We start from the raw sequence: 20,617 nt of genomic DNA on the forward strand, positions 1-20,617 counted from the left end.
CAAAATTATACAATATATTTAAGCAATGGATATTAAAGAGGAAGAGGAAATTAAAAAAGAGTTTCAGCTGGAGCGTGTTGTTTTATTTAGCGATGCTGTTTTTGCTATCATCATCACCATAATGGTGATAGAGATAAAACTGCCGGAAGGCCTGCGCCACCAAAGCCATGAAAAGGTACGCGAAGCATTTATAGAGCTGCTGCCAAAGTTTGCCGGCTACATATCAGCGTTTTTCCTGGTGGCTGTTTTCTGGACGAAGCATTTAAGGATATTCAGCTACTTAAAAGACTACACCAAACAACTCATCGTTTTTAACCTGATCTTTTTGTTTTTTATATCACTCTTCCCATTTGGCGTATCATTGATGACCGAAACCATCAGCCCTAAAAATTTTGAAGGCTTGTTTATTTATATTGGCATTGTAATGCTTGCTTCTATGACGCAAACCCTTTTAATTTGGTACCTTATACGCAATGCAAAAACGCTTTGCATAAGGCCGGCAGAAATTGAAAGAAACCTGGAATGGAAGGCCCAGCGCTTTAATTTTATAGCTATCCCTGTATTGTTACTTTACGTTGCTGTAATCACCGCAAACCATTATGGGCCTAATGCCTATACCGTGGGTTTTATTATTTGGGCGGCCGTTGTGAGCCTGGTACGCAAAAAGTTTTATCCAAAGCAAAACACCGACGGACCAATGCTGGCAAGGTTATTCCGTTCGCGCAAAGCCAAACCTGCCGATACCGAATAATCAATTACCCTGCGATGTATAAACCGGTTCGGCGATTGAACCGCCGCGCGAGAAAAATTTGTAGATGCCGTTATCATGCAGGCGTGCGATCATGACGCCCTTTCGTGTACTGGCATGCACAAAATAACCATTTTGCAGGTATACCCCTACATGGCTGAACTGCTTTCCGTCAAAATCAAAAAACACCAGGTCCCCCTCTTTTAGCTCGTCCTCATATTTACGCTTAATGGTATTTACCTGCATGGCGCAGGTGCGCGGCATTGGCTGATCATACACCTGCAGCTGAAGCAACAGTACCAGCCCCGAGCAATCGATCCCATCCTTATCCAGGCCGCCAAGCCGGTAAGGAGTACCGTACCATTCATCAATAAAGCTGTAAAGGCGGCCGTTTTGGATCTCGTTACGTTTTACGCCCATTAAACCGGCATACTTTTCAGCGATCTCTTTGTCGGGCTTCACCATTACATACGGTCCGCGTTTTACAACAGGCACACCGTTTTGCTCCAGATCTGCATTGTTCCTTACCGTTAATTTTTTAGAGTGGCAGGCAGACAGCAGTATTGCGGCGGCAAAAAACAACAATAAACGCAAATGGCGGGGTATTATCATAAGCTAAAGATATTCGCTAACGTGTAAACGTTACAAGCAGATGTTTTAAACATTTCAACAATTTCCATATCGTCATTGCGGGCAATAGCGTGGCAATCTCTTTAGGACAATTTTACACCTTGCATAAACGATTAGCTTTAAGAGATTGCTTCGTACCTCGCAATGACAGGATTAGGATAGCACACCTGCTATCCCTTTATCACCCGCTGTATCTCGTCCAGCTTCATCAGGGCTTCAACGGGCGTAAGGGTATTCACATCAAGGTTATTCAAGGTGTCGCGGATCTTCACCAGCACTGGATCATCTATCGAGAACATTTGCATTTGTACGGCTTGCTTCTGCACCTTGCGGATACTCTCTTTAATGTGTTCGCCGCCGGTGCGCTCGTTTTCCAGTTTCTTTAATATCTCGTTAGCGCGGCTTAAAACCTTTTGCGGCATTCCCGCAAGTTTAGCAACGTGTATCCCAAAGCTATGCTCGCTGCCGCCGGGTACCAGTTTGCGCAGAAAGATGATCTGCTGGCCCACTTCCTTAACCGATACATTGTAATTTTTTATGCGACTGAAACTATTGCTCAGCTCGTTCAACTCGTGGTAATGGGTCGCGAAAAGTGTTTTAGCTTTCGCTGTTGGATGGTTATGCAGGTACTCGCCTATTGACCACGCGATAGAGATACCATCGTAAGTTGATGTGCCCCGGCCTATTTCGTCTAAAAGTATCAGGCTTCGGTCGCTAAGATTATTCAAAATGCTGGCGGTTTCGTTCATCTCCACCATAAAGGTCGATTCGCCCGAGGATAAGTTATCCGATGCGCCCACGCGTGTAAATATCTTATCCACCAAACCAATTGAGGCGGCCTTGGCGGGCACGTAGCACCCCATTTGCGCCATAAGTACTATAAGGCCGGTTTGCCTCAATAAGGCCGACTTACCCGCCATGTTTGGACCCGTAATAATGATGATCTGCTGCGAGTCCGAATCCAGGTAAACGTCGTTGGTGATGTACTCCTCGCCCAGTGGCAGGTTTTTTTCTATCACCGGGTGGCGGCCGCCTTTTATATCCAATACGCGGCTATCGTTCACATCGGGCTTAACATAGTAGTTTTTGATGGATATGGTGGCGAAGTTCAGCAACACATCCAGGCGGGCTATCAGTATCGCGTTTAATTGTATTGGTTTTATATATTCTGCAAGGGCGTACAGCAGGTCGTTATACAACTTGGTTTCCAGTACCAGTATCTTTTCTTCAGCGCCAAGTATCTGCTCTTCGTATTCCTTTAGTTCGGGGGTAATGTAACGTTCGGCATTCACCAGGGTTTGCTTGCGTATCCAGTCGGCAGGTACTTTATCCCGATGGCTGTGCGTTACCTCCAGATAGTAGCCAAATACGTTATTGAACGATACCTTCAGCGATGGGATGCCCGTTGCTTCGGCCTCGCGTTTTTGTATCTCCAACAAGTAACCCTTTCCACCAAAGGCTATCTTACGCAGCCTGTCAAGTTCCTCGTTTATCCCATCATTCATCACCGAGCCTTTTACCATCATTACCGGCGGCTCGGGGTGCAGTTCGCGGGCAATGCGCTCACAGATAGACGCGCAAGGGTTAAGCTGTTCCCCAATGGCCCTCATAGGCTCGCTGGCCGATGCTTCAGTCAGTTTTTTTATGCTTTCGATGGCAGTCAAAGCTTTTTTTAACTGGCAAACCTCGCGGGGATTTGCTTTTTGCAAACCAATCTTTGATATCAACCTTTCCAGGTCACCTATCTGCCGAATATGGTTTTGCAGCGTTTCCCGCAGCTCTTCCTGCGCTATTAAATATTCTACAACGCCCAGGCGGTCCTGTATGGGTTTAATTTCTTTTAAGGGCATCACTATCCACCTGCGCAGCATCCGTGCGCCCATGGGCGAACAGGTATGATCGAGCACATCAACAAGCGTCAGGGCGTTCTCGTTATTTGACCCCACCAGTTCCAGGTTGCGGATACTGAACCTGTCGAGCCACAGGTACCTGTCCTCTTCTATCCGGCCTATGGCCGATATATGCTGCAGGTTGCGGTGTTCGGTCTCGTTAAGGTAATGCAGCGCCACACCGGCGGCCACAATGCCCAAATTCAGTTTATCAATACCGAAACCTTTTAACGACTTTACTCCGAAATGCTTTAGCAGCGTTTCGTGCGCGTAATCGCCGCTGTAAGGCCACTCGTCAAGGGTGTAGGTATAAAAGCGGTCGCCGTAGGTATCCCTGAAATCGTGCTGCCGGCTTTTGGGGAATATTACCTCGCTGGGCGCATAGCTTTGCAGCAGCTTATCAATATAGTTGCTGTTCCCTTGTGCGGTTAAAAACTCACCGGTGGATATATCTATCAGCGCAATGCCTATGCTGTTCTTTTCGAAATACAGCGATGCCAGGTAATTATTGCTTTTTTGCTGCAGTATGTTGTCGCTTACCGCTACGCCTGGTGTAACCAGTTCAGTAACGCCCCGCTTAACTATACCCTTTACTGATTTTGGGTCTTCCAGCTGGTCGCAGATGGCCACACGCTGACCGGCACGCACCAGTTTAGATAAATAAGTATCAAGCGAATGGTGCGGAAAACCTGCCAGCTCGATATGCGATGCCGAGCCATTGGCCCTGCGGGTAAGCACAATGCCCAAAATCCCCGAAGCTTTTACTGCATCCTGCCCAAAGGTTTCGTAAAAATCGCCCACCCTAAACAGCAGCAAAGCACCGGGGTACTTAGCCTTTATGGCATTATATTGCTGCATTAATGGGGTTTCTTTGGTATCGCTCTTAGCCAAGGTTTGCGTTATTAATTAATCTGCTAATTTAACCGATTACACGTGTAATACCGGGATTGTGGAAAAGTTAGGGCATTGTGGATAGCATGTAATCATTACGCTGAACGGTACTTTGCATTAAACGGATTAATCCCTAATTTACCAAAGTATGAGTGCTATCAACCTTACCCCACTTCGCCTGCAAAACCAGCATTTGGCAAAACCGGTATTTAACCAGCCTGCGGTTAGTTAAATACCTGAATAAGCCATTAATATATTCTGCCTCTCAGACCATTCTATCTCATCCGGTAGCTTGGCATTGCTAAACTCGATATGAATAACTTTACGGGGTTTATTGTTGGTAGTACGGTTAGATGCATGCAGCAGTAAAGGTCGCATGATCATAATACCGCCTGCCTTCACATTGCAAGTTTGTTCAGTTTCGCTATTCCAGTCGATCGTTTCCGGGCGGTAAACACCTTTAAGGTGCGAGCCCGGAATAACCTTTAAGCACCGTTACCTTCGTCTGTATCGTCCAGATGAATACGGATAGTAAAATTGTTTTCCAGGATATTGAGCGGTGGTTGTACTGCAAACTGATTTTGTTTAACAGTCCATGGGCCATAGCCGGGCAGGCCGGCTTTTTTATCAACTGATATGGTCAGGTCCTGATGCCAGGCTACAAACCAGTTAGACCTTTCGGGTTTGTCAAAATAGATGGATTTAACGGCTAAATAGTGAGTTCCAAACAGTTCCCCGATGATCGCTTTTAGCTTCTCATTAAAAATTATTGTGCCAACGGCAGGCACTTCTTTAAAAACTGCCTTATAGCAAACAGGTCATTGGTTTTACGGAACGTGCTCTTATCAGTATTTGCTCTGCCTATTTCGGCGAGGATAGCTGTAATTTCTTCTGCATTATATACAGACTCTATAACTGTAAAGCCATTGTCTGAGATATTATTTTTGTGAAAACTAATCGACTCCATTAGCACAAAGGAAAGAAAAAGATAAACATATTTTCTGGATTAAAGACGCGAAGTATCGCGTCTCTACGGTGTACTTGATACTTCGCGTCTTTTTATAAATCAAAAAGCCACAAAGTTTTCACTTTATGGCTCTGGTAAAAATTCCGGGGCGGAAGATCACTTTGCTTTCCGCGATACAGTCTTTGATGGTGCAGTGGCTTTTGCTAACTCCGGCTTAACCTCTTTGTTCCTTCTCAATATAGACATGAAAAACCCGATGATCATGATAATGGTACCGGCCCATAGGAAGTTAATATACGGGAACTCGATAGCCTTCATCACAATGAATTTCTTTTTGCTTTCGGGCTGCTGGTAAACGGTTATTTCTACCTTACCCTCAGCAAGGGTTTTGCCCGGTATGATTTTAGTAAAGCGCAGCTTTAAACCGGCATCTTCTATCTTCTTACCAAAATCAAACACGCTGCGGCCTTTTATAAGATACACAGGCTCTGTTTGGTAGGTTTTACCGTGGGTAATTACTTCAAGCTGCGCGCCAACAGCAATATCCTTATCTGTAATAGGGATATTTTGCAGCTTAACATTCTTGTTTAAGCCCTTCAGCACAATTTTACCATCGCGGTAGGTCATGGTATCGCCAATGGCAATTTCATGCGCCACCGGGGCGTCGTAATTCTTGTCGTCGCCTTCCTCACCGTGCGATGCCTCTTCCTCTTTAGGGGCTGTGCTTATTACATTGGTCATGGTAATATGCGTGTACAGGTCATGGAAAAGGTAATGCTTGGTATCCGGCGTTGACGACATACCCCCTTGCGCCTGTATAACGTTTGGCCTTAGGGTAAAACTTTCGGTTACCTTACCATCTTTTATCCGCTGGTAATCGATATTGAAGAAATGGCTGGCCCCTTCAATGGTATCGCCTTTAAACGTTACCATGTACTCGCCCATTTTTATAGGTTCGTTCTTGTAAAGCAGTATATTATCTTTCGGGTTTTCTTCCTTCGCAAAGTCGGCACTGTATTGCTCGCCGGTAAGGTTTTCAGATACGATCTTTTTTGTACCTGCCGATATTAGCGCGCCAACCAATAATAACCCGAAACCAATATGCGCCACGGCAGAGCCGGCCAGTTTATACTTGCCCTTAAATGAGTCGGCCAGTATTTTGGCATTGCTAACCAGTGTGTATACTGAGCACAGCATTACCAGTATAAACACAAAATGCAGTTTATAAACGCCCGTTGCGTAAACTATCAGAGCGGTAACCAAGGCCGCGAAAACAAGGTATATCAGCGTGGTGATAAAAAAACGGGTAACATCTGTTTTTTTGTATTTCAAAAACTGGGTAAAGCCGCTTAATAAAGCTATCACCACCGCAAATGAGGCCTGTATAACGTTGTAGTGTTTAACCGGATCGGTAGGCGGCGCCAGTTTGGTGCCGAACATCAGGTTCCATACGGGTACCGAGGTCACAATAATAAGGTGGAAACAAGACAGGGCCAGGAAAATAGCCCCTACAAACATCCAGAACTCGCGCGAGTAGGTTTCCTCATCCGTTTTGGTTATCGGCAGTTCTTTCCAGCGGGTTACTAGCAGATAAACGGTGATTGCCAAAAATATCAAGATACCCACTACCAGCTGCCAAAACAGGCCCAGATCGGTAAACGCGTGTACGGATGACTCGCCCAGTACCCCACTGCGGGCCAGGAACGATGAGTACCAAACCAGTACAAATGCCACCATGGTTAAAAAAGTGGCCGTAAAATATGAGTGACCCGTATTTTTATAAACTATTAATACATGCAGCGCCCCAACCAATATCAGCCACGGGAAGATAGAGGCGTTCTCTACAGGGTCCCATGCCCAAAAACCACCAAAATTCAGCGATTCGTAGGCCCAGAACGAGCCCATTACAATACCTGTACCCAGCACCATACAGGCAAACAGCGCGTATGGTATGGCAGGCTGTACCCACTCTTTATACCGTCTTTTCCATAAGCCGGCCACCGCGTAGGCAAACGGCACAACCAACGATGCCGAACCCAAAAACAGGGTTGGAGGATGGATGATCATCCAGTAGTTTTGCAGCGAAGGGTTCATGCCCTTGCCGTCCTTTATAAAGTCAAGATAATTGGGGTTCTGGAAGATAGGCGCTTCCATACCCGAGTTTCGCAGCAGCATGAAAGGCGAGCTGCCTATATGTGCGCTGCCTATTTGCAGCCCCAGCACCATGGTGCCCAACACTACCTGTGATATCGCGAGGGTTGTCATTACCGGTTTTTCCCATGATTTGGCTTTCCATATCAGGATATTACCCAAAACAGCTTCCCAAAACATCCACAGCAAAAAGCCGCCCTCCTGCCCGTTCCAAAAACCCGATATAAGGTAATAAGTAGGCAGTTCGCGCGAGGTATATGACCAGGCGTAATGGTATTCGAAATAATGATTGTAAAGGATATAGAACAGGCAAACACCCATGCCCAGTATGGCTACGCTGTTCAGCCAATAGCCTATACGGCCCAAACGCTGCCACGAGTTATCAGTTTCGGCAGTATTTTGCTGCGAGGCAAAAAAATAACAGATAAAGGAAAAAAGCGCGGAACCAAATGCAAGAACAATAAAAAACTGGCCTAAATCACCTGGTAGCAGGTGTTCGCCTTTAAAAACTGTATCCATTAAAATCTAATTATAAGTTGGCGCTTTTTTTGGCGCTTACCTCGGTAGCATTCAGTTTGTCATCGGTGTATTTAGAAGGGCATTTCATCAAAATTTTTGAAGCGTGAAACTCATTTCCCTTCATTTGGCCGGTAAGTACTATCTGCTCCGAGCGTTCAAAGTCCTGAGGTTTGGTGCCGGTGAAAACTACCTTGCATTCTTCGCCTTTATTGTCCTTCATGTAGAAGGAAAAATAATTGGCGTCCCTGGTAGCATCATAAAACAGCTCTTTTGACTTATTCAGATGCCCAACCACGTGCAATTCGCTTTTGGTTGTTTTAGCATCGTGGAATGAGCCATAAGTACTTGTATTTGAATAGGTACTGATAATTACCGCAATGGCTATAGCAATAACAATGATACCTATGATCGAACTTTTTTTCATTAATTGGTATTTTCCTGTAAAACGGTTTACAAAAGTACAAAACGCAAAGTTAAATATGTTTATTACAAGCCATATATGTTATTTAGAATTATTATTGATAACCTACTAACAGTATGGGGTGGTGTAAACTCTTGCGATTAGTAATTATACTATCATCCTTAAAGTTCTTTCATTATATTTACCGTATTAAATCTCTTTGTAAATATCCAATATCAGCATAAGGCATCACGCCTGTTGCGCCCTCATGTTTCCATACCCCGGCGACATGAGCTTAAAACGTATTATTTTATATTTACATAACAGAGATTTTAATGAGATCTATACATACACTTGCCGTTATAGGCGGCACAGGCAAAGCAGGCAGATACCTGGTTAAACAATTATTGCTAAAAAACTTCCGGATAAAATTACTGCATCGTAAGCCCGAAATTTTAAGCTTGGAAAGCCCGCATATTGAAGTTATTAAAGGCGACGCGAGAGATTATAACGCTATTTACACCCTTTTAACGGGATGTGATGCAGTGCTAAGCTGCTTAAGTCAGCCGGTTGGCGAACCCTCCATTTTTAGCGATGCCGCCCGGAATATTCTGAAAGCGATGCACACCGTTAACATCAGCAGGTATATCACCATTGCCGGTTTAAATGTAGACACACCAAATGACCATAAAAGCGCCCAAACCCAATTTGGCACCAATTGGATGTACGAGAATTATCCGGCCACTACAAAAGACAGGCAGGTAGAATACCAGCTGCTGGCGGACAGTAAGACCGACTGGACGATGATACGCCTGCCGTTGATAGATCAAACCGACGATTCAAGGGCCATAACTGTTAGCCTGGTTGATTGCCAGGGCAGTAGCATCAGCGCTACCAGCCTGGCCTTGTTCATGATAAAGGCCCTTAAAAACGGAGAATATATAAAACAGGCACCTTTTATTGCGGATGTATAGCTATTGTTAAAATAACTGTAATACGCAATGGTTTTGAAAGGGGGCGCGTTTATACGTCCCCCTTTACCATACCAACTTATACCCCACCCCGCGAATGTTCATGAGCTGAATATTGGGGTCGGCTTGCAGATGGCGGCGCAATTTAGTAATAAACACATCCAGGCTGCGTGCGTTAAAGAAACTATCGTCGCCCCATATGGCATCCAATAATGTCTTACGCGGGATTACCTGGTGCTGGTATTTGCATAACATGTGCAGTATCTCGCTCTCGCGGGCGGTAATTTGCCATGTGTTTATACCTTGCTGCAGTGTATTTTTTTGGGGATTAAAAAACAAATCGCTTATCCTGTAAATTTCCTTCAGCGCTTTTGGCTTATCCAGCAGGCGGTTGGTGCTTAGTAATACCCTTATCCTAACAATCAATTCCTCTACACTGAATGGTTTTTTCAAATAATCATTTGCGCCGCTTTCAAAACCTGTTACCACGTCTTTCGGCTGCGAGCGTGCGGTAAGGAAAATGATCGGTGTCAGTTTATCTGCTTGGCGTATCCTTCGTGCAACTTCAAAGCCGTCAACTTTAGGCATCATCACATCAAGCGCCAGGATGTCGGGTTTTTTGTCGCGGTATTTTTGAAGGGCCTGCTCGCCGTTAGCACATAATATAACCTCAAAACCGCTCTCTTCCAGGCTTTCGCGTACAATATGCGCCAGGGATAGTTCGTCTTCCGCTAATAATACACAAATCTTATCCATTTTTTAAAGGTAGGGTTATAATGAATTCGCTGCCCGCTCCATGCTGACTTTTTACCCTAATGCTGCCGCCATGCGCGTGTATAATGTATTTTACGTAGTTTAAACCTAAACCGGTACCTTTTACATTATGTACATTACCGGCCGGCACCCGGTGAAACTTATCAAATATATGACGGACGTGCGCGGCCGGTATGCCAATACCGTTATCTTTTATAGAAAACACCGCGTTACCGTTATGGCTCGACAGGTTTATTTTAACTTCGGCAGGCTCGTCGCTGTATTTAATGGCGTTATCAACAATATTGGTCATTACATTCCGAAGATGCGTCCTGTCAGCTACGATAGTAATGATTCCTTCCGGGTTATTATAACTGATGTCGACCTTTTTACCCGCTTTTAACTTTTCTGACAAGATCACGTCATCCATCAACCGGTCAATCTGTACCTGCTCCTTATGCAGGTTTATTTGCTTGCTTTCAAATGCCGCCACGTTCAGTACTTTACTTACCAGGTCATTAAGGCGGGCAAGCTCGTTGCGCGAGGTTTGCAGGTAACGCTGCGTCTTTTCCGGGTCGCTTAAGGCATTGTACTTTTGCAGTCCCTCAATTGCAACGGTTATAGTAGCTATAGGCGTTTTCAGTTCGTGGGTCATGTTGTTGATGAAGTCGTCCTTTAGCCCCGTTAATTTTTTTTGCCTTACCATGGTGCGGATGATATAGTAAAAACAGAATATGGTAAATAATATGAGTAAACCCGAAAGTAACAAGGGCAATATCATTTCTTTTAAAACTCCTACCTGTGCACGGTCAAACACAGCGCGTACATACAAGGTGTTCTTTTCATTATGCTGCAGAAATAAAAAGCCGTGATACTTGTAGGCGTATTGTTCAGTTTCGCTGTACATAAGCTCGTTAGCATGATTTGTCTGAGCGGCAGTTACAGCAACAGGCTGTGGTGAAGAGTGCCACAGCATCGAAAACGGCTTTGGCACACTGGTTACAGTGGCCGCTATCGGCTTGTCAGAGAAATGCAGTTCAAATTCGGCGCGCGGGTGTAACTTATCCAGTTCTCTGCTGTAATACTCGTATAGCTTTATACTATCAGCACTCCGGTAATTTTCAGGTAGTTCAAAAATTCCGTTGTGCAAGCCCTGGTTACCCGTATTGCTTTTCATAGCATCCTCCATCCCTAATAAAAGCAAGAGCTCATCCCTTAAATGCGGTACGTAAAACGACATTTCCGTTAAAACTTCAGGCACGGTGGCTTTATGGTTTATTTTCTGCCTGTAATAATCGTATACCGGTACGGTGGTGCTGTAAGGTTCTCCTAAACCGGTGTATTTATTTTTTATGGCTATCTGTAGGGCCACGTGGGCTGTATCGCGCCCCATGATGGTATCTATTTTAATATGTGTACCGGGATCTGAAAGGCGCCTTACCATTACCACGCGTACAGAATCGAAATAGTCTTTTCTACAGCTGTCAAGCGCGCGCTGCATCACCACGTCTATATCATCGTCAAAACGTTGTTTGTTTAATTTAAAGGCATTAAAGCTCCAATATGCCTGGAATAAAATAACACCTGCTAAGGCAACGGCGGCTAAAAGAAATACAATTTTAAGTTTGGTTTTCATTGCTGTTTGGGTTGATCGGAATAAAAGTAGTGTGCCAAAAAGCAATCAGGCGTATCTGTTAACATTCGTTAACATAAAATAAGATTGGTTTGGGAAAGGTTACAAAAACAGCTTGTAGTTTTGGTGCCAGTAATCTTTTACAAAACCCCATTTATAGTTTGTATGGTTATTGATAACGGTGATATTCATTTGCTTCACTTTAATGTTCTTTCCGCCAATAACCCTGTAAATATATATTCCATTTTTTATTTCGCTGTCGGCACATTCGAAACCGTTTATGGTGCCAATTTTAACAGGCTTGTAGTTCTTGAGGTAGAACAGGTCGCTCGTCCAGTTCATATCGGCACAGCCACTGCGATGGTACGAGTAATAATAGCGGGTACCCTTTATTGCTTCCGGCGCAGGGAAACGGTCAAAGTCGGTTACCTCAATAAAGGTTTTGGAGGTTTTGTTATACAGCAATAACCCTCTTAAGCCTGGAACGTTGCCCGGTCTTACTATCCAGATATCTTTATAGCCATCGTTATTAAAATCTTTAAATTTCGCGTCGCTTATGTATGCCGAGTCGCGGAAAATGATCTCTTCTTTTGAATTAAGCAATATTAAGCCGGCTTGCACAGTCCTGCGGATAGTGTATTGCCGGCCGTCGACAACGGCCTTGATAACATCTAATACTGTATCAGCAACCGAGGGCGCCAGTGCAGTTTTGATGAAAGCGTTGTGTTCAATCGCTTTAGGTTTGGCCCGGTATTGCGGTGCCGCTCCCTTCGGCTTGCCGGTAACCACCAACGTTATAAAAACCATTAAAAGAAGTTTAGGCATACGGCTATAATTTGGCTTGAATATAATATTAATCCCTGGCAGCCATAAAAAAAGAGCGCTTTTGAGCGCTCTTTTTTTATGATCGAAACGGAAACTAATCTCTAATCTCCTTTCTCTAATCTCTATTTACGGCCACACACCAAGGTTTTGGTACGATACCGCTATTTTGTTGATAGCGCCCACCATTGCCGCGTTACGCAGAGTTTCAACCTTGGGGTTGTTTTTGTATATCTCGCGTATCTCGTGGTATGAACGGATCATGGTATCCTCTAAACCGGAGTTCACCAGTTCAAGTTCCGACGCACCCTTAATGATGGTTGAACGTTGAATAGGTGTTAATGATGTACCGGTAATGCCTTCAACCATGTTTACCAGGTTAAGGTTCGAGTTTTCTTCAAACCTGCGGTTCATGCGGCCAAAAGCAACGTGACTAAGATTTTTTAACCACTCAAAGTATGATACGGTAACACCGCCGGCGTTGGCGTACATATCCGGGATGATCATACCACCGTTTTTATAGAATGCAGCCTCAGCCTCGGGCGAGGTCGGCCCGTTTGCGCCTTCGGCAATGATCTTTGCCTTAATGCTGCCAATGTTTTCGGCGGTTATCTGGTTCTCTAAGGCGGCAGGCACTAAAATGTCGCATGGCTGCTCCAGGCCGTCCATGGTGTTTTTAAACTCTTGTTTGGCGCCTGCATAACCTAAGATAGAGCCGGTTGATTTGCGGTGCTGAAAAACAGCTTCTACATCCAGGCCATCCTCGTTATAAATAGCGCCTTCAAACTCACAAAGCCCTACTATGATGGCACCAAACTCCGACAAGAACTTTGCAGAATAGTACCCCACGTTACCTAAGCCCTGTACAATTATCTTTTTTCCTGATAAACCTGCAGTAAGGCCAAGCTTCTGCATATCCTCGCCAACGCTTACACACTCGCGTATGGCAATGGCCACACCACGGCCGGTAGCCTCGCGGCGGCCCGCAATACCATGCAAAGCGATGGGTTTACCGGTTACGGCGCCTAAAGCGTCAAGCTGGCCGGGGTTCATGGTGGCATAGGTATCGGCAATCCAGCTCATTTCGCGCTCGCCCGATCCATAGTCAGGCGCAGGTACATCAATGCTGGGGCCAATAAAGTTCTTTTTAATAAGCTCTACGGTATAACGGCGGGTAATATTCTCTAACTCGCCAACGGTGTAGTTTTTAGGGTTTATTTTAATACCACCTTTTGCACCGCCAAATGGCACGTTTACAATGGCGCATTTGTAGGTCATCAGGGCTGCAAGGGCCATAACCTCATCCTCGTTCACCATTTCGCTGTAGCGGATACCGCCCTTGGTTGGCGACTGGTGGTGCGAGTGCTCTACACGCCATGCATCTATCACTTCAAAGCCATTGCCTTTGCGTATAGGGAAACGAAAACGGTAAACACTGTTGCATGATTTGATCTGGTCTAACAAACCGGCATCGTGCTGGGTAAACTGCGCTGCATGATCAAAGTTTTTACATACGTCACCAAAAAAGTGCGTATCCTGATTTGCAGTCGGATTATTGATATTCATAATTTAGAATTGGATAAATAATTAATTCCTTAAAAAAGTGCACAAATTTGGTATAAATTTTATCAATAATGCAAATTTTTAATGTTAGTGTATCGCTTACACATGTGGCTATATGCTCCCTAAAACAAGGTTTAAACAACACAGGCCATGCTTTTGATTTACTTTTCTTTCTCGATTTTTCTCAATCTCCTGTCAATGCTAAACAGGTAAATAGTTATCCCGGCAAATACTATTACTATGGTGCCAATTACCACGTAAATTTTGCCTTCGCTGCGCATTTTATCGGCCATTTCAACAGAAGCTCCGTTTTGTGCTTTTACGGCAACAAAGCAAAGCAGCATCAGTAGTACGGAAATAAGTTTTTTCATCAGGGCAATTTATTTTAATGGTGATAAGCGATCATGTGTAGGTTTACTTTTCGAGCGGCGCACATGAGGTTTAATATTAATTGATAGCGTTCTTTTTATATTCAATTAAACGGATGCGGTAACGTATAGTAGCTATCCATACGGCTATAAGCGCCCAGGCAATAAATGCCGGGTATAACACTATTCGCATACGGTTATCCATATCCAGCTTACCAAATGCCGGATTACCGCCGTTGCCGGGATGCAACGAGTCGGTTAGGCGTGGCAGCACCATAATGAGCACCACCATTACCGGGAAAGCGAAAATGTTGTATATGGCCGATATTTTGGCACGTTTCTGCTCCTCGTCTATCGAGTTTCGCAGCACCAGGTATGCGCAATACAGCAAAAAGGCAATAGCGGCGCTGTTTTGCTTGGGGTCGTTACTCCAGTACTCGCCCCAGGTATAACGTGCCCACAGCATGCCTGTGATCAATCCTAATACAAAGAAAAAGGTCCCTGTATTAGCGCATTCAACCGCAATCATGTCATGCTCTTCCTTGCCGGATTGCAGGTACTTTATACTGTAGATTACGGATATAGTGAACACCGTGAACATAGCTATCCACATGGGTACGTGGAAGTAGGTGTTACGTATGGTTTCGTGCATGATGGGCAACCTTGGCACACCCAGCAGAAACCCGGCTACAAGCGTGTAAAAGATCACTGCAACGGCTAATACTTTCCACCAGGTTTGATAAATAAATTTCATATATAAATTATGGCAGCAAATGTAATAATTAGATAGGTTGATTTAAGCATACTGCGCTATTATTAGCAATGTTTCATTATGCATGCATATCAATTATAATAAGTTATTTACGCAGGTATGTTGAATTGAAAGATTGATAGGGTTTTGGGTTTGTGTGATACTGCGCCCATCTTTCCACGCGTTATTGCGAGGAACAAAGCAATCTCCCGACTATTGCATCGCCGCTAAACATGTGAAGAGATTGCTTCGTTCCTCGCAATGACGTGGTTGAGAAATTCACTAATTCCCTGCCCCGTCCGACGGCTCGTAATCAACCGGCAATAAATTAGCCAGCTTGGCCTTTGACCATGTGCCTTCATAAAGCGGACTATCAGCCACCACTGTTCCGTTCATATCAAATACCACTATCGGGGCTAATAAGGTGATAACACTGGTTTCAAAATTTTCCATATCCAGCGGGCGGTAAAGGTCTTTGAAATCTTCGGTTTCGTGCTTTTTGGTATAAACAACGTACAGGTAATTGGGAAACGTTAATACAAACAAACCTTCTTGCGGCGGTTTGCGCAGAACCGCGTAAGCGGTTAAAGGTGGTTTAGTAAGGTGCTCTTGGTACCATTTGGGCATGTTCTCCTTCCCCAGCCAATAGATAGTCGAGTCGCGATTAACCATCCTGAACGCTTTCAGCTTTTTTTGTATCAGCGCTTCGGGCGGCCGGTTTGGGTCAAGGGTTCTGCTGAAATCGTATATCACAAAACCTTCCTGCGAGAGGCGGTTCTTATACAGCGACCGGTAAAAGTGCTGGGCCGAGCCATAGTATGCTTCATCGCGCCTGGTCTTCCACTTTTGCTTTTGCGCTGCGGTGCCCGGCAACTCTTCAAAAAGCACGCGGCCGGAGTAATTTATAGTGCGGGTAATATTATTGCTGCTAAAATCCCTCAGTAAAAATTTCACTTTATATCCCAACGCATCGTTGTTCACCACCAAAAACTCATCACTCGATGCTTCTAACGTTTGTGTTTTACGGATATACGAAAGGCTGAGCACCCGGGGATTTTCCACTTTGCAGTATTTCGCATTATCCGTTACGCCTATAAAGTCTTTTTTAAATTGTTCAAAGTTCTTTTTCCAGTCGGCGTTGCTGGTAATTACCACCTCGCGCATCATCATTACTTTTGGCGTAAGCGCTATGTTAACGGTTATGGGCCCCTGCCCCACCTGTACTTTTTGCGTGTATTCTTCATACCCAAGGGTTGATACGATGAGGTCATACTGCCCCGGCTTAACGCCGCTTAAAGTAAACGTACCGTCGTCATTAGTTGCGGTGCCAAATGTGGCGTTGTTTAGAAATACGCTGGCCTTTGGTACAACCTCGTTTGATGCCGAACTAACCACCTTGCCATTGATTATTGATTGCGCGCCGGCACTAAAACCCCAGCCAATACAAACCAGTAAAAAACACCACCGGCAAACAGCTAAACGATATAATGGTAACGAAAGCATCAGTCGCGCCACAGGTATGGAAACAATATTAAAGATGAGGCAATAACAATAACGTTTATGGCCACCAGCACGCCAATGCTGCCCAGGCTGAGGCTGCGGTCTATGCCATCCATGGCAGCTTTGCTTACTTTTACCAGCAAAAGTATTACCGGTATAATAACCGGGAAGCTTAGTATGGCCATGAGCGTACCATTGTTGCCCGCCTTTGATGCTATGCCCGATAGCATGGTAAACACGGTAGAAAAACTTATACTCCCCAGCATCACGGTTGTAAAGTAAAACAGGAGATCGTTTACGGTGTTAGGGAAAAACAGCATATAAACCAGCAGGGCCAATATGCTTAACAATGCCATGAGTAAGGCGTTGTAAATGGTTTTTGATAATATAATAGCTTGCGGGTGGGCAATGGAATAGTAATACAGCAAGCGCGACTTACTTTCCTGCAAAAAGCTTTTGGCAATAGCGTTTACTGATGCAAAGAGCATAATTATCCAAAAGAGGATATTCCACACAATGGCGTAGCCGGTGCTTTCTTTAAAACCGGGATTTAGGTTAAAGGAAATATAACAAACAAACACGGTAGAAACGATATATAGCAGGATACCGTTAAAAGCGTATTTTGAACGCCATTCCAGGATGATCTCCTTCTTTAAAAGTTCGATAGTTTGCCCGGCCAGTTTCATACTGCAAAGAAAGGTAAAAAGTCCGAAAGTCCGTGAAGTCAGAAAGTCCGGAAACCGGAATGTCCGAAAGAAAAATATCTTTAACGATCGGGCTCCTGTCTTACGACTTTCGGTCTTTCCGACTAAAAGAATAACTTAGCAAAATGAAAAACCTGCAGTTGAATAATAAATGGGTATTGGTAACGGGCGCATCAAGCGGGCTTGGGCAGGAAATGGCCCGGCAGCTGGCAAACGTGCATAAAGCCAACCTTATTATTGCCGCCCGCCGCGCCGATAACCTGAACCGGCTGAAGGCCGAACTGGAACAGGCCGCGGGTATTAAAGTAAAAGTTATCGTGGCCGACCTTTCTATCCCCGAACAGGCCGACCGGGTAATTGCTGAAAGCATTGCCGATAATAACCTTTACGCCGCCATTTTAAACGCGGGCGTAACCTACTTTGGCAGGCATACGGAGCTACCCTGGGATAACTTTGAAAGCATCCTTAAAACAAACGTAATAGGCGTGGTACGCATGACCAACAGCCTTGTAAAATATTTTGATAAACCCGGCACCGAAGGCGGGCTGATGCTGGTATCGAGCATGGCAGGTTTTTTCCCGGTGCCCTACCAGGCGGCTTACTCGGCAACCAAGGCGTTTATAACCGCGTTTGGCAATGCACTGCATAACGAGTTAACCAACCCTGCTTTCTCAATAACGGTTTTTGCGCCTGGCGGCATAGCTACCGAGATGACCGACAACACCAAGTTCAACGAGCTTAAAGGCTGGCTGATGCCCGTTAGCGAAGCTGCAAAAGAGGCGATCTACGCGTTAATTACCCGTAAATATAACTATGTGCCGGGCTTGCTAAACCGCATCGGGAACGTATTCATGAACTTTTTACCGGCAAAATTTATAGGCGGTAAAATGAGCAAGGTGTATTTAAAATCGCTTACAAAAGCACAGCAATAATATGTACCAGGTTTACCACCGCACCCCTGTAGGTATTGCCCTTATCACTGCTGATGATACATATATCACCAAGGTATCCATTCGCGATGAAGAGGGGTTGCAAGAAACCGGAACTGATTCGCCGTTGCTGAAAGAGGCTATAAAACAATTAGACGAGTATTTCGCCGGCGACCGGAAAGAATTTGACCTGCCGTTAAACCAGCCTGGCTCGGCTTTTCAGCAACAGGTTTGGCAGCAGTTGTTAAAAATACCGTATGGCAGCACCATTACCTACGGCCAGCAATCAACCCTGATGAACAACCCGCTGGCCATACGCGCCATTGCGGCTTCAAACGGCAAAAACAATTTGTGGATAATTGTGCCATGCCACCGCGTTGTGGGCAGCAACGGCAGCTTAACAGGTTATGCAGGCGGCTTATGGCGCAAGCAATGGCTGTTAGACCACGAAGCGCGCGTTATGGGCAAAGGCCAAATTAAACTGCCCTTTTAGCCATCTTTTTGTCTTTTAAAACCTTTGCTATTTTGGCGTGCAACTCATGTGCTTCAAAGGGTTTCGACAATACATCATTCATGCCGGCAGCTATCGCTTCGAGCTGCTCGTGCTCAAATGCCGACGCGGATAGCGATATTATAGGTATACTGCGCATGGGCTCCTCAAACTCCGTACGGATAGCCCGGGCAGTTTGGTAGCCGCTTAGCCCCGGCATATGCGTATCCATCAGCACCAGGTCGTAACGCGTTTCTTTTAACTTTTCAAGAGCTTTATCGCCTGTATCAACAATCTCAACCTTTACATTCCAGTCCTTTAGCAATTTGGTCACCATAAATTGGTTTATCAAATTGTCTTCTGCAACCAAAACACTTGTGTTTAAAAACGGGGCCAGTTTAGTGCTTGTTTTAACCATTTTAGGAACCTGAGGGTGGTTTGCTATAGCAAACCAATTTACAAAACTAAATATGCTGCCGGTGCCGGGTTTGCTGCTTACTGTAAGCTCGCCTCCTTTTAGTTCGATCAGCCGCTTAACAATAGCAAGGCCTAAACCGGTACCTCCATATTTATTAGAGGTATCGTCTTCGGCCTGTTCAAACGACTCGAATATCTTCGACAATCGTGCAGGCGGTATACCAATACCGGTATCCTCTACACTAAACTTGAGTTTCACTTTATTGTTTGATTTTTGCAGCACGGATACATTAAGTTTAACGTATCCCCTATCAGTAAACTTTATAGCGTTGCTTAGCAAATTCATCAATATCTGGTTTAACCGCAACGAGTCGACCATTAAAGTTTCGGGTATGTCGTTGTCTATTTCGGTTATAAACTCTAAATCTTTTTCATCCGCATTAAATTTTAATAAACCCGCAACCGAGTTAACGATGGCTTTAATGTTATTTGGCGAACGAACGATGTTGAGTTTACCTGCCTCCATCTTGCTTATATCAAGCACATCGTTAATAACGCCCAATAATGAACGTGATGATGTTTCGAGCATATCCAGCAAGTTGTTCTGCTGGTTGTTAAGGGGTGTTTTGCGCAGCAAGCTGCTTAAGCCAATTATACCGTTAACCGGCGTGCGTAACTCATGGCTCATGTTAGCCAAAAAGGTCTCTTTTACTTTTTTACCGTACTCGGCCGCTTCTTTTGATTTAATAAGCTGTAACTGATAACTTTTTTGAGGCGAGATATTGCTAATGTTGATAAAGATAGTCTTATTACGGTACGAAGCACGGCACTCTACCCATATAACATGCTTATCAAAGGTATTGAACTGAAGTTCGGATACTGCAAAACTTTTGTTGTCCTTAACAATTTCGCCCAGTTTTTTCCTGAACACGGGCTGGTCGGTATCAATGGCCAGATCAATGATACTGGTACCTAAAACGGCAGCTTGCTTGTGGCCCAAAATAGTTTCAACGGCCGGGTTTACAGACTTTATCCTAAAATTTTCGGCATCAACGGCACATATAATATCAGCACTGTTTTTAACTACTATTGCAAAATCTTCAAGCTCGTTGTTCTTTTGCCGGATATCATTCTGCGACCGCGCCAGTTGTATAAAGGCATCAACCTTGGCATATGTAATGTACGGATCGAGCGGTTTATACAAATAATCTACAGCGCCTGCTCCAAAGCCTTTAACGGCGTACTTTGATTCTTTGGAAATTGCGGTAACGAAAATAATGAGTATATTTTTTGTACGGGGGTTAGCCTTAAGCATTTGTACCAGTTCAAAGCCATCCATTTCGGGCATCTGAACGTCAATAAGCGCTATGTCAATGGGGTTCTCCCATGCTATTTTAAGCGCGTCGTTTGGCGATGTAGTGGCGAATAATTGTATATCCGGGCGGTTAAGCAGGGCCTCAAGCGCTATTATATTTTCCTTCCTATCATCAACAATAAGAATATTTACAGGGGTCATTAAGG

20 protein-coding genes and 1 pseudogene are annotated in these 20,617 nt (G+C 44.7%); 4 read left to right on the forward strand and 17 right to left on the reverse strand.

Features of this window, described 5'->3' with window-relative positions; all coding sequences use genetic code 11:
- Window positions 1–25: 25 nt before the first annotated feature.
- A complete protein-coding gene (locus HDC91_RS04290) occupies window positions 26–751 on the forward strand; it encodes a TMEM175 family protein (RefSeq protein WP_183548725.1) in 726 nt (241 codons plus the stop codon).
- Here HDC91_RS04290 and HDC91_RS04295 read toward each other — a convergent pair whose 3' ends face one another.
- From HDC91_RS04295 to HDC91_RS04315, 8 genes and pseudogenes are all read right to left on the reverse strand, one after another.
- On the reverse strand, window positions 752–1,360 hold the full coding sequence (locus tag HDC91_RS04295; RefSeq protein WP_183548727.1) for a C40 family peptidase: 609 nt from the start codon (window positions 1,358–1,360) through the stop codon (window positions 752–754).
- Between the two features lie 188 nt (window positions 1,361–1,548).
- Window positions 1,549–4,158: a DNA mismatch repair protein MutS gene (mutS, locus tag HDC91_RS04300; protein ID WP_183548729.1), complete on the reverse strand. Its 2,610-nt coding sequence runs from the start codon at window positions 4,156–4,158 to the stop codon at window positions 1,549–1,551.
- Between the two features lie 228 nt (window positions 4,159–4,386).
- Window positions 4,387–4,536: a hypothetical protein gene (locus HDC91_RS19940; RefSeq protein WP_255476658.1), complete on the reverse strand. Its 150-nt coding sequence runs from the start codon at window positions 4,534–4,536 to the stop codon at window positions 4,387–4,389.
- Window positions 4,537–4,638: pseudogene (locus HDC91_RS20145) on the reverse strand (phytanoyl-CoA dioxygenase); the annotation flags it as partial.
- 5 nt (window positions 4,639–4,643) lie between these two features.
- Window positions 4,644–4,946, reverse strand: coding sequence for a hypothetical protein (locus HDC91_RS19950; RefSeq protein ID WP_255476659.1), 303 nt, complete (start codon window positions 4,944–4,946; stop codon window positions 4,644–4,646).
- A complete protein-coding gene (locus tag HDC91_RS19955) occupies window positions 4,925–5,125 on the reverse strand; it encodes a phytanoyl-CoA dioxygenase family protein (RefSeq protein ID WP_255476660.1) in 201 nt (66 codons plus the stop codon). The genes HDC91_RS19950 and HDC91_RS19955 overlap by 22 nt, the downstream gene beginning before the upstream one ends.
- A gap of 156 nt (window positions 5,126–5,281) precedes the next feature.
- Entirely contained in the window at window positions 5,282–7,795 is a 2,514-nt protein-coding gene (gene ccsA, locus HDC91_RS04310; RefSeq protein ID WP_183548731.1) for a cytochrome c biogenesis protein CcsA, read from the reverse strand.
- Between the two features lie 10 nt (window positions 7,796–7,805).
- Entirely contained in the window at window positions 7,806–8,219 is a 414-nt protein-coding gene (locus HDC91_RS04315) for a cytochrome c maturation protein CcmE (RefSeq protein WP_183548733.1), read from the reverse strand.
- Between the two features lie 311 nt (window positions 8,220–8,530).
- Here HDC91_RS04315 and HDC91_RS04320 point away from each other — a divergent pair, with 311 nt between their 5' ends.
- Entirely contained in the window at window positions 8,531–9,169 is a 639-nt protein-coding gene (locus HDC91_RS04320) for an NAD(P)-dependent oxidoreductase (RefSeq protein ID WP_183548735.1), read from the forward strand.
- A 63-nt stretch (window positions 9,170–9,232) separates the two neighbouring features.
- On the opposite strand, the gene HDC91_RS04325 is transcribed toward HDC91_RS04320, so the two are convergent.
- From HDC91_RS04325 to HDC91_RS04360, 8 genes are all read right to left on the reverse strand, one after another.
- The gene (locus HDC91_RS04325; protein WP_183548737.1) at window positions 9,233–9,922 is read right to left on the reverse strand and encodes a response regulator transcription factor; all 690 of its coding nucleotides are present in this window, start codon (window positions 9,920–9,922) and stop codon (window positions 9,233–9,235) included.
- Window positions 9,915–11,555, reverse strand: a complete 1,641-nt coding sequence (locus HDC91_RS04330) for a sensor histidine kinase KdpD (RefSeq protein WP_183548739.1) — start codon at window positions 11,553–11,555, stop codon at window positions 9,915–9,917. The genes HDC91_RS04325 and HDC91_RS04330 overlap by 8 nt, the downstream gene beginning before the upstream one ends.
- Before the next feature lie 99 nt (window positions 11,556–11,654).
- The gene (locus HDC91_RS04335) at window positions 11,655–12,377 is read right to left on the reverse strand and encodes a hypothetical protein (RefSeq protein WP_183548741.1); all 723 of its coding nucleotides are present in this window, start codon (window positions 12,375–12,377) and stop codon (window positions 11,655–11,657) included.
- Window positions 12,378–12,503: 126 nt separating this feature from the next.
- A complete protein-coding gene (locus HDC91_RS04340; RefSeq protein ID WP_183548743.1) occupies window positions 12,504–13,940 on the reverse strand; it encodes a Glu/Leu/Phe/Val dehydrogenase in 1,437 nt (478 codons plus the stop codon).
- A 158-nt stretch (window positions 13,941–14,098) separates the two neighbouring features.
- Window positions 14,099–14,308, reverse strand: a complete 210-nt coding sequence (locus tag HDC91_RS04345) for a CcmD family protein (protein ID WP_183548745.1) — start codon at window positions 14,306–14,308, stop codon at window positions 14,099–14,101.
- Window positions 14,309–14,384: 76 nt separating this feature from the next.
- Window positions 14,385–15,080: a cytochrome c biogenesis protein gene (locus tag HDC91_RS04350; protein ID WP_370576805.1), complete on the reverse strand. Its 696-nt coding sequence runs from the start codon at window positions 15,078–15,080 to the stop codon at window positions 14,385–14,387.
- 258 nt (window positions 15,081–15,338) lie between these two features.
- Complete coding sequence (locus HDC91_RS04355) at window positions 15,339–16,571, reverse strand: carboxypeptidase-like regulatory domain-containing protein (RefSeq protein WP_221262104.1); 1,233 nt, start codon at window positions 16,569–16,571, stop codon at window positions 15,339–15,341.
- Window positions 16,559–17,242 (reverse strand): heme exporter protein CcmB, encoded by a 684-nt coding sequence (locus HDC91_RS04360; protein WP_183548749.1) that lies wholly within the window; start codon window positions 17,240–17,242, stop codon window positions 16,559–16,561. The genes HDC91_RS04355 and HDC91_RS04360 overlap by 13 nt, the downstream gene beginning before the upstream one ends.
- 143 nt (window positions 17,243–17,385) lie before the next feature.
- Between HDC91_RS04360 and HDC91_RS04365 the strand changes: the two genes are divergently transcribed.
- Complete coding sequence (locus HDC91_RS04365) at window positions 17,386–18,192, forward strand: SDR family oxidoreductase (RefSeq protein WP_183548751.1); 807 nt, start codon at window positions 17,386–17,388, stop codon at window positions 18,190–18,192.
- A gap of 1 nt (window position 18,193) precedes the next feature.
- Window positions 18,194–18,682, forward strand: a complete 489-nt coding sequence (locus HDC91_RS04370) for a methylated-DNA--[protein]-cysteine S-methyltransferase (protein WP_183548753.1) — start codon at window positions 18,194–18,196, stop codon at window positions 18,680–18,682.
- On the opposite strand, the gene HDC91_RS04375 is transcribed toward HDC91_RS04370, so the two are convergent.
- A complete protein-coding gene (locus HDC91_RS04375) occupies window positions 18,666–20,612 on the reverse strand; it encodes a response regulator (protein ID WP_183548755.1) in 1,947 nt (648 codons plus the stop codon). The two genes, HDC91_RS04370 and HDC91_RS04375, sit on opposite strands and share 17 nt — an antisense overlap.
- Between the last annotated feature and the right edge of the window lie 5 nt (window positions 20,613–20,617).

Origin of the sequence: Mucilaginibacter sp. AK015 (genome assembly GCF_014200785.1) — a bacterium.
Lineage (GTDB): Bacteria > Bacteroidota > Bacteroidia > Sphingobacteriales > Sphingobacteriaceae > Mucilaginibacter.